The 9,561-nt window shown below is 51.0% G+C and carries 8 protein-coding genes, 8 tRNA genes and 1 rRNA gene; 6 read left to right on the top strand and 11 right to left on the bottom strand.

What is annotated here, in order from left to right:
- Window positions 1–130: 130 nt before the first annotated feature.
- Window positions 131–1,177 carry a YeiH family protein gene (locus ACFQ88_RS29765; protein WP_379460044.1) on the top strand — a complete coding sequence of 349 codons (1,047 nt, stop codon included), beginning with the start codon at window positions 131–133 and terminating at the stop codon, window positions 1,175–1,177.
- Window positions 1,178–1,454: 277 nt separating this feature from the next.
- Here ACFQ88_RS29765 and ACFQ88_RS29770 read toward each other — a convergent pair whose 3' ends face one another.
- Both ACFQ88_RS29770 and ACFQ88_RS29775 read right to left on the bottom strand, forming a co-directional pair.
- Window positions 1,455–2,576, bottom strand: a complete 1,122-nt coding sequence (locus ACFQ88_RS29770) for an ABC transporter ATP-binding protein (protein ID WP_239630384.1) — start codon at window positions 2,574–2,576, stop codon at window positions 1,455–1,457.
- A gap of 92 nt (window positions 2,577–2,668) precedes the next feature.
- Window positions 2,669–3,784, bottom strand: a complete 1,116-nt coding sequence (locus tag ACFQ88_RS29775; RefSeq protein ID WP_379460047.1) for a PucR family transcriptional regulator — start codon at window positions 3,782–3,784, stop codon at window positions 2,669–2,671.
- Between the two features lie 229 nt (window positions 3,785–4,013).
- Between ACFQ88_RS29775 and ACFQ88_RS29780 the strand changes: the two genes are divergently transcribed.
- From ACFQ88_RS29780 to ACFQ88_RS29800, 5 genes are all read left to right on the top strand, one after another.
- A complete protein-coding gene (locus ACFQ88_RS29780; RefSeq protein WP_379460049.1) occupies window positions 4,014–5,330 on the top strand; it encodes a nickel-dependent lactate racemase family protein in 1,317 nt (438 codons plus the stop codon).
- A gap of 18 nt (window positions 5,331–5,348) precedes the next feature.
- Window positions 5,349–5,741: a hypothetical protein gene (locus ACFQ88_RS29785; RefSeq protein ID WP_239630387.1), complete on the top strand. Its 393-nt coding sequence runs from the start codon at window positions 5,349–5,351 to the stop codon at window positions 5,739–5,741.
- Window positions 5,742–5,745: 4 nt separating this feature from the next.
- Window positions 5,746–6,345, top strand: coding sequence for a gluconate 2-dehydrogenase subunit 3 family protein (locus ACFQ88_RS29790; RefSeq protein WP_379460052.1), 600 nt, complete (start codon window positions 5,746–5,748; stop codon window positions 6,343–6,345).
- Entirely contained in the window at window positions 6,335–7,906 is a 1,572-nt protein-coding gene (locus tag ACFQ88_RS29795) for a GMC family oxidoreductase (protein WP_379460054.1), read from the top strand. Before ACFQ88_RS29790 ends, ACFQ88_RS29795 begins: the two co-directional genes overlap by 11 nt.
- A gap of 157 nt (window positions 7,907–8,063) precedes the next feature.
- On the top strand, window positions 8,064–8,372 hold the full coding sequence (locus tag ACFQ88_RS29800; RefSeq protein WP_379460056.1) for an MTH1187 family thiamine-binding protein: 309 nt from the start codon (window positions 8,064–8,066) through the stop codon (window positions 8,370–8,372).
- Window positions 8,373–8,574: 202 nt separating this feature from the next.
- Here the strand turns inward: ACFQ88_RS29800 and ACFQ88_RS29805 are convergent.
- The 9 genes from ACFQ88_RS29805 to ACFQ88_RS29845 all read right to left on the bottom strand — a co-directional run.
- Window positions 8,575–8,647 (bottom strand) — tRNA-Lys (locus tag ACFQ88_RS29805).
- A 9-nt stretch (window positions 8,648–8,656) separates the two neighbouring features.
- A tRNA-Tyr gene (locus ACFQ88_RS29810) sits at window positions 8,657–8,742 on the bottom strand.
- 33 nt (window positions 8,743–8,775) lie between these two features.
- A tRNA-Phe gene (locus tag ACFQ88_RS29815) sits at window positions 8,776–8,851 on the bottom strand.
- Between the two features lie 46 nt (window positions 8,852–8,897).
- Window positions 8,898–8,974, bottom strand: a tRNA-Asp gene (locus tag ACFQ88_RS29820).
- A gap of 15 nt (window positions 8,975–8,989) precedes the next feature.
- Window positions 8,990–9,065: transfer RNA gene (locus ACFQ88_RS29825), tRNA-Thr, on the bottom strand.
- A gap of 7 nt (window positions 9,066–9,072) precedes the next feature.
- Window positions 9,073–9,148 (bottom strand) — tRNA-Val (locus ACFQ88_RS29830).
- Between the two features lie 38 nt (window positions 9,149–9,186).
- Window positions 9,187–9,263: transfer RNA gene (locus ACFQ88_RS29835), tRNA-Met, on the bottom strand.
- 6 nt (window positions 9,264–9,269) lie between these two features.
- A tRNA-Ser gene (locus ACFQ88_RS29840) sits at window positions 9,270–9,357 on the bottom strand.
- A 104-nt stretch (window positions 9,358–9,461) separates the two neighbouring features.
- Window positions 9,462–9,561: ribosomal RNA gene (locus tag ACFQ88_RS29845) — 23S ribosomal RNA — on the bottom strand; the annotation flags it as partial.

Here is a 9,561-nt window from a genome sequence, read left to right on the forward strand (position 1 = left end):
CCAATCATAATGATTTGTAATAGTTCGGATAGCATATCGGTATTTCACTTTTCTTCCGCTTCATTTTATATTGGCGTTAAGCAAAGCAATTCTAATAACTAAATTCTTTTAAAAAGGAGCGGATAGGAGCATGAGCCACACTCAAGCACTTCCTGCACATAGCAAGAACAAAAGGCACCTCGGCTTCTCTATGGGGATCGGCCTGACTTTGCTAATTGCCCTGACGGCCAAATGGCTGGCCTATATCCCGCTGTTAAGCATTATGGGGCAGCTCGTTATTGCCATTCTTATCGGCATCCTTTGGAGCGCGGCTATCGGCGTTCCGGATAAAGTCGCGGCAGGAGCCGGCTTTTCCAGCAAAAAGCTGCTGCGTGCCGGAATCATTTTGCTAGGGATGAGACTGAACCTGATGGATATCGTCCATGCCGGACCCAAGATCATGATCATGGCTATCGTTGTCATCGCTTTTACATTATCGGTTGTATATGGACTGACCCGATTATTTAAGGTAGAGCAGCGGCTCGGCATCCTGACCGCCTGCGGCACGGCTATATGCGGCGCTGCGGCCGTAGTGGCCATTGCACCGCAGATCAAAGCCAAAGATGACGAAACCGCCATCGGCGCCGCCACGGTTGCGATTCTGGGAACCTTGTTCACATTGATCTACACGCTTCTGTTCCCGGTTCTTGGTTTATCACCGCTAGGCTACGGAATATTTTCCGGCGCCACGCTTCACGAGATCGCTCATGTCATTGCAGCCTCCGCTCCGGGAGGCCAAGCAGCCGTGGATATGGCGGTTATCGTTAAGCTGACGAGGGTCGCTCTGCTGGTCCCTGTCGCTATTATCATCGGCATCTGGGCCAACCGTACCAAAGCCGCGGCACAGGAAGGCGCGAACAAAGCCTCCTGGAGATCGATCCCTATCCCCTGGTTTATTGTGGGATTTCTGGCCGTAAGCGCGATCCACTCACTCGGGATCATTCCTCCCGCTGCCGCCGACAGCTTCGTCACCGCTGCTTACATGCTCATTGCCATGGCCATGGCCGGTCTCGGGCTGAACGTCGATCTTGCCGCCTTTCGCAGGCTGGGTATGAGATCTTTCGCCGCCGGCTTTATCGGCTCGGTGCTGCTGTCCGCTCTGGGCTACCTGCTTGTCCGCCTGTTCGGGCTCTCCTGATGAAACGAAGGCAGCTCTAGAGCAGACACCTGATGATGTACCACCCTTCGCGCTAATTCACCGTGACAACGGATATAATTGACCATCGGTCAGTTTTGTCCGTTGTCTTTGTCTTGTCTTTTTGCTTAAACCTCAACAAGCTGTTGAGCGGCAGAAGAAGGATCAATGCTCCTGCAACCTCTGTTTTACATGCAATGCACTGCAATCATCCCTTCCGTAAAGCTTGCCCTGAACGCAAAAAAGGCCAGTCGCAATGACTGGCCTCGATTATTTTCAATTAGTTAGCAAGGATGGACAACGTAGTTTGTTGATCGAAGAAGTGAACTTTGTTCATGTCGATCGCCAATTTTACGTTTGTGCCTTCTTTGAAGCCAGCGCGGCCGTCAACACGAGCCACTACGCTGTTTTTGCCGATACCGTTCAGGTACAAGAACATTTCGTGACCCAAGTTCTCGGAAACCTCGATGTGAGCATTCACGATTGTGTTAGGGGAAGCTTCCAGGAATACTGGCTCTTCGTGGAAATCTTCAGGACGAACGCCCATAATGACTTCTTTACCTACATAGCCTTTTTCGCGAAGCACTTTTGCTTTGCCTTCAGGCAGCTCAACGTTAACGCCATTCGATTTGAAGTATACGCTGCCGCCTTGATCTGCCAAAGAACCTGTAACAAAGTTCATGGAAGGAGATCCGATAAAGCCTGCAACGAACATGTTCAACGGATAGTTGTAGATTTCTTCCGGAGTAGCCGCTTGTTGAATGATCCCTTTGTCCATAACGACGATACGGTCACCCATGGTCATTGCTTCTGTTTGGTCATGCGTTACGTAGATGATTGTAGTTTCAAGACGCTTGTGCAGCTTGCTGATCTCAGCACGCATTTGTACGCGCAATTTGGCATCCAAGTTGGACAAAGGTTCGTCCATCAGGAACACTTGCGGCTCACGAACGATCGCACGGCCCAAGGCAACACGTTGGCGTTGACCACCGGAAAGAGCTTTTGGCTTACGATCCAGCAAATGTTCGATATCAAGGATTTTGGCAGCTTCGCGTACGCGAGCGTCGATGTCGGCTTTCTTGAACTTACGAAGCTTCAAACCGAAAGCCATGTTTTGATACACGTTCATATGCGGATACAATGCGTAAGATTGGAAAACCATCGCGATGTCGCGGTCTTTAGGTGCAACGTCGTTTACCAAACGGTCGCCAATGTAAAGCTCGCCTTCAGTGATTTCTTCCAAGCCTGCAATCATACGAAGAGTTGTGGACTTACCGCAACCGGATGCGCCTACAAGAACCAAAAACTCTTTATCTTTGATTTCAAGATGAAAATCTTTCACTGTCGCTTCTTCAGCACCTGCGTATCTTTTAACGATGTGGTTTAAACGTACACCTGCCATGGTTTTATTCCCCCTACGAATTAGTATCAATGTTATACTGTTATCTTACCGTAGGATCGGATATGTGACTATGCACAATCTTCACAAAAAAATTACTTTCTTTTCGTTACTTTGTACAATAGCAATGCAATCTTCACCAACACGGCATCGTTAAATGTGCGGACGTCGAGTCCCGTCTCCTGCTTGAACTTGTCCAGTCTGTATAACAGCGTATTGCGGTGAATATACAGCTTCTTCGCGGTTTCGCTGACGTTGCAGTCGAGCTGAAAAAATTGCTCCAGCGTCGTCATCGTCTCCGTATCGAGCGCAACATCGAGCCGCTTCAGTACCCGTTCGAGGAAATTTGTTTTTTCCGCTTCGGGGATCAGATTGATAAGCTTCTCCAGCTGCAGCATCCAGGGAAGATGCATATTGTTACCCATATGGTATGTTCGGCCCAGCATCATCGTCTCTCTAAGCTGCAGCACCGTCGCGTAGAGCGATTTGGACGGAATGATAGGATAGTGGATGGCCAAATGGCACTCTCCGACCCATTCGTTCTCCAGCATTTCATGCAGCCCGTACCCTATCGCGGCGAGCGTATCCTCCAGACTATCCTCTTCGCCATACTCCTTCTCGTCCGCGCCGTCCATCGACAGCATTTTCTCCGAGCCGAGAATGAGCCACTCTTTATCCATTAAAGGAATAAGGATGATTTCGGCTTCGAAGAACGATTCGAGAAGCTTCTTCAGCTCCTGATAGCTTACTTTGCGGGATTGCGAATAATCGCCATAGAGCAGAAGCGGAATTTTCGTCGTATAAAGCGACAGCTGAGAAACGAGCGTATCCGGCATCTCCGCATTGGACAGCCCCACATCCTGCTGCTGCTTGAACCAGTCGCGAACCATTCCGACTTTTCGTTCTTCCTCGCTGACAGATACGGCAGGCTTCTTGTCCTGGACTCGTCTCGACTCCAGCATCAATTCTACAAGTTGACGTTCCGATGCAGTCAGTCCGCCGGCTTCGACGGTCAGTACAAGCGCTTCTTGCGCTTCTTTATGGACTAAAAAGACGACCTGCTGGTCGTTGCTCAAGCTTTTGGGCGGTGCGCCTTTGCCTTTCGCTTCGGTATCCGCCTCTCTCAGCCACTGCTCCCATGTCCATTTCGACAACCTAACAGGTACTTGCAAAATATGTTCCAGCTGCTGCCTCAACGGTTCCCAATCCATTCCCGAGCTCCCAACGTTATGAATTTATCTGTATATTTTTATCATAACAAAAAAATCTGCGTCATAAAACCAACAAAATCAAATGCATCTATGCATATTCCCACCTTTTGCTTCCGCAAAGCTCCTATCCTCTCGTCTTTATCCTGGATTATAATCCAATGCCTGTGGTAAAAATGACCTCCTGCCGGCTCCCGGCTTTCTAGGATATTTCGCAGGCTAATGGAAATAATTGAACTGTTCGTGTTCATCATTTCATGGAGGAGGAGCCGCAATTTTTTACATACCTTACGGCACGGGCACCGTTCCTCTGGATATTCCTGATACACAGCCCTACGATGTCGTCAATTACCGCATGAACGAAAATGACGGAGATGAATCGGTCTCTCTCACCCGCATTCGCGATACGTTGAACCGCCCGTACGGGACCCCTCCATTGCGTGAGCTCGCCCGCGGAAAGAAGCACGCTGTAATTATGATCAGCGATGGAACGAGACTGTGTCCAAGCCACATCATTCTCCCTCTTCTGCTGGATGAGCTGAACCAAGGGGGAGTTCACGACGATGCCATTACCATTCTGATTGCGTTAGGGATGCACCGCCAGCATACGCCACAGGAAATGGAACGGCTGGTCGGAGCACGGGTATACACGCGCGTCCGTGTCCTTAACCATAGCGCTGCCGCGGAAGATTGCATTTATCTCGGTACGACGTCAGCCGGCACTCCCGTCGAAATCAACCGGATCGCGGTAGAGGCCGATCTGCGGATCGTTACGGGCAACATCGAGCCCCATGCGATGGCAGGCGTGTCGGGAGGCGTCAAGGCCATCATCCCGGGAATTGCTTCTGAACGGTGCATCCAGCATAATCACAGCTTGTCCATGAACGGCAGAACGGTGCCTGGTGAGACCGATAATCCCGTACATCGCGACATGGCAGAGGCTCTCCGGTTTATTAACATCGATTTTATGCTCAATGTGATCGTTAACCATAAACAGCACATTTTGGAGGCAGTAGCAGGCCACGTGGTCCAGGCGCATCGAACCGCTATCGACAAGGCGGCAGCCCGGTTTATCGTACCGTCGCAGACCGATTATGATGTAACCGTCGTTTCTCCCGGAGGCCATCCGAAGGATATGCAGATGTACCAGTCCATTAAAGCGCTGCGCAATGCTTCCGCTATTACGAAGCCCGGAGGGACGATTTTGATGGCGGCGGAATGTGCAGAAATGATGGGTAACGGGACACTCTCGCTATGGGTAGAGACGATGAGGGACCGCAAGCGGGCGGTTGATAAGCTGAAGCAGCAGTTTCAGCTCGGAGCGCACAAGCTCCTTCATCTGGACGACGTATTGTCGCGTCACACGGTCTATTTGCATTCATCTATTCCGCGGCCGATCGTTGAGCTACTGGGCTTCATTCCAGCCGAAAACCTGCAATCCGCCTTTCATTTGGCATTGACCAATAAAGCCGTCAAATTGGCTGTCATGCCGTTTGGCTCGCTCACCTATCCGCAAGTGCTTCAAAAGCCTCAAAGCCCGCCAAAATGAACCTACGGAGGTTGTACCATGCATTGGACACAATGGACGCTGGATCGAATGATCATACTGTTCGTCGCAATCGCCTTTTTTGCCATATGGGTACAGGTCACCTTATCGCATTACCGCCAAAATTTCCACCACAAATCCATGTGGGCGCCTATCATAGCATCGCCGCTGTTCAGCGTAACCGGTCTGGCTCTAGCCATGGTTCATGCCGGCTGGCTTGTTTGGCTGTTCACCGGCTTGATGTGGGTCGGAGTCTTGATTGGATCCGCAGGATTCTACTACCATTTCCATGGGGTCGGTGTGCGTGTCGGGGGCTGGACCATGCGTAACTTCTTAGTCGGACCTCCCGTTATTATGCCGGTTTTGTTTATTGCGATGTGCGCTCTGGGCTTGATAGTTATGTACTGGAGGTAGCCGGATGAATAAAGACACTTATTATCCAACCTACGACGTAATGGCCGCACAGCATGAATGGGATCCTCATACCCGCACTATCGTCAATGAACGGCTGCATACGGGCGGAGATTACTTGTCACTTACGGTGGTGGAAGCGGAAACTTTGCGGATATGGTGCAGCTTGCTCATGGACGACGATAGAGGGGAAATTATTCAATACGTCATAGAGCATCTGGATCGCAGCCTCTCCTCGGGAGTCGAAAGCGAAAGAAAACAAGGCCTCCCTCCTTCATCGGTTCTCGTGAAATCCGGTTTGGAAGCATTGGACGATTCGTGCCAGCTGCTTTATACCGAGCGTTTTTTTCATTTGGAGGATGAGCGCCGGCTCGAGATCATGACCGCTATCAGCTCCGGCGAAGCGACACCTTTCGAAGTCTGGAAAACGGTACCGCAGGAAGCGTTCTTCCGCAAGCTGCTCACCTTAACGACGGAAGCGTATTATTCCCATCCGCGCATATGGTCCGAGATCGGATACGGCGGTCCCGCATACCCTCGTGGGTATGTGCGGATGCATCCCGGACAATTGGACCCTTGGGAGGCGAAGCCGAAGTATGAAGCGTAAATACGAAGGAGAAGAAGTTGATGTGGTCATTGTTGGTGCCGGTGCGGCCGGAGGCGTTCTGGCCAAAGAGCTGAGTGAAGCCGGAATGAGCGTTGTCGTGCTGGATGCAGGGCCTCATCTTGATCCGCAGCGCGATTTCGCGAGCGACGAACTATCCATGCAGCGACTGGGCTGGCAGGACACCCGGATTGTCGATGGACAAGATCCACTGCAGATGGGACATAACAACTCGGGCAAAGGGGTAGGCGGGGGCACGGTTCATTTCACCGGCGTTTTTCTTCGCTTCCATGAGTCGGACTTTGCTGCCAAAACCCGTGACGGCGTTGCGGACGATTGGCCGATCCGCTACGAAGACCTGGCCCCCTACTACGATAAAGTTGAAAAAGAAATTGCCGTATCCGGGCCGAAGCATTTTCCATGGGGTAGCTTCCATGGACCTTACCCGTATCCGGAACGAGATCCTTTAAGCCCCAACGCCTTCGTTTTCCAAAAAGGCTGCGAGCAGCTCGGCATCCGTTCTGTCGTGACTCCGCTTGCCATTTTATCCGCGCCTTTTGAAGATCGCCCTCCTTGCATTAACAGGGGCTTCTGCAATCAAGGCTGCATGCCCAACGCCAAATTCAGCACGCTCATCGTTCATATCCCGAAAGCGGTCCAGGCCGGAGCCGAAGTGCTCGGCGATTGTATGGTGACGCAAATATTAACGAATGACAGCGGATTGGCAACCGGCGTCACGTTTATCCACCAAGGACAGACTTACGAGCAGCGTGCTCGGCTAGTGATCGTCTCCGCCTATGTAGTGGAAACGCCGCGTCTGCTGCTGAATTCGGCAAACTCCCGGTTTCCTGACGGGCTCGCCAACAGCAGCGGCTGGGTTGGTAAAGCATTCATGACGCACAGCAGTCAAGATGTTTACGCCAAATTCAACGAGGAGATCCGTTTATATAAAGGAACTCCCGTATTGGCGAGTACGCAGGACTTTTATGAAACGTCGGCCGACCGCGATTTTGTAAGAGGCTATACGCTTCATGCCCATGGCGCCAGACCGGTTGGTTTTGCTGCCGGGGTTACCCGTTCCTCCAATACACCGATATGGGGCGCACGACTTCGTAGTACGATGCTAGACTACAACTACTACGGCCGAGTAACGATGGTTGGCGAAGTGCTGCCGAATCCGGACAACTCCATTGCGCTGAGCGAGGAAAAGGATCAATACGGACTTCCTCGTGCAAAAGTGACGTTCAGCTACTGTGAGAATGATCAGCGCTTAATACGTCACGCCGTAGACCAAATGAGCGCCATTCTTGAAGCGGCAGGGGGCAAACCGGAAATCGTCGTACCCGATACGGCACACTTGATGGGCGGCTGCAGGATGGGCAATGACCCGGCCACCTCCGTCGTCAACTCTTACGGGCAAACACACGATATCCCGAACTTGTTTGTTTGCGACGCCAGCATCTTCGTCACTTCCGGTGGAGGCAACCCTACCAACACGGTCATGGCTCTTGCAGCCCGAACCGCCGATTACATCAAGAGCAAAGCTACACGGCTTGAATTGTAGGCTAGTCTTATAGTGCGGTTCCGGCTTTTCACTCCCTCTTGCCTTGGATCTCTATCTGACAGGGTAAGAGGCTTTTTTCGTTTGAAGCATGTCTATACAACCAGTACAATAGAGGTATGTAAATGTAGATGTACTAAAGAACCAGGAGGCGCACGAAATGGCTATTGCCGAACTAACGATTATCCCTATAGGCACGAATACGACCAGCTTAAGTCAATATGTTGCCGATATACAGCAAGTATTGGAACAGGCCGAAGAGCCGATTCATTATGAAATGACGGCCATGAGCACGATCATCGAAGGATCGCTGGACGACCTGATGAACGTCATACGCCGGCTTCATGAGGTTCCTTTCTCTCACGGTGCTCAGCGGGTTTCGACATCCATCAAACTTGATGACCGGAGAGATAAATCAGGCTCTATCGCGCAGAAGCTGAAGTCTGTAGCGGAGAAAATGAAGAAGTAATTAATGTGGCGGCAGGTAGTCGGAACGTTAGTCGAAGGTGCGAGGGCGATCTACAGATGCTGCTTACTGCGTGCTTGCTTGGAGCAGGCGGTCCAAACCGGGCCGCTTTTTTCTGATTGATCCATGGTCTTCAAGATCACAGTATAAAATGGAATAAAAAAAAGACCTCCGAAGAGGTCTGCAAATTTCGATTATAAAAACATGAGTCATGTAGGACTCGAACCTACGACACCCTGATTAAAAGTCAGGTGCTCTACCAACTGAGCTAATGACTCATAAAAACATGGTGGAGGCTGATGGATTCGAACCACCGAACTCGTCAGAGAACAGATTTACAGTCTGCTGCGTTTGGCCACTTCGCTAAGCCTCCATGTTTCGGCTAATCTAATATTTAGAAAGCCAATGGTGGCTCGGGACGGAATCGAACCGCCGACACGAGGATTTTCAGTCCTCTGCTCTACCGACTGAGCTACCGAGCCATATGTAATTAGTTTGTCCTGTTTCGAGACAGGCTATGAAAAAAAATGGCGGAGCCGACGGGATTCGAACCCGCGGTCTCCTGCGTGACAGGCAGGCATGTTAGGCCTCTACACCACGGCTCCGCATTAAGTAAAACATGGTGCCGTCGAGAGGACTTGAACCCCCAACCTACTGATTACAAGTCAGTTGCTCTACCAATTGAGCTACAACGGCATATTGATGGTGGAGGCTGACGGGATCGAACCGCCGACCCTCTGCTTGTAAGGCAGATGCTCTCCCAGCTGAGCTAAGCCTCCATCTTTATGAAGCAGGTCGAACCATTTAAAAATAAATATGGTAGCGGCAGAGGGGATCGAACCCCCGACCTTACGGGTATGAACCGTACGCTCTAGCCAGCTGAGCTACGCCGCCACGATACGGAGAGAGAGGGATTCGAACCCTCGCACCACTTACGCAGTCTAACCCCTTAGCAGAGGGTCCCCTTGAGCCACTTGGGTATCTCTCCAAGATCAAGAACAATCTTGTTTGTTCCTTGAAAACTAGATACGAAACGATGCGTGTAACGAGCAAGTATACTGCATATCTGACCATACCTCGTATGGCAGATGATTGGATAAGCCCTCGACCGATTAGTATTCGTCAGCTCCACACGTTACCGTGCTTCCACCCCGAACCTATCTACCTCGTCGTCTTCAAGGGGTCTTACATA

The organism is Paenibacillus sp. NPDC056579, from assembly GCF_042793215.1.
Lineage (GTDB): Bacteria > Bacillota > Bacilli > Paenibacillales > NBRC-103111 > Paenibacillus_S.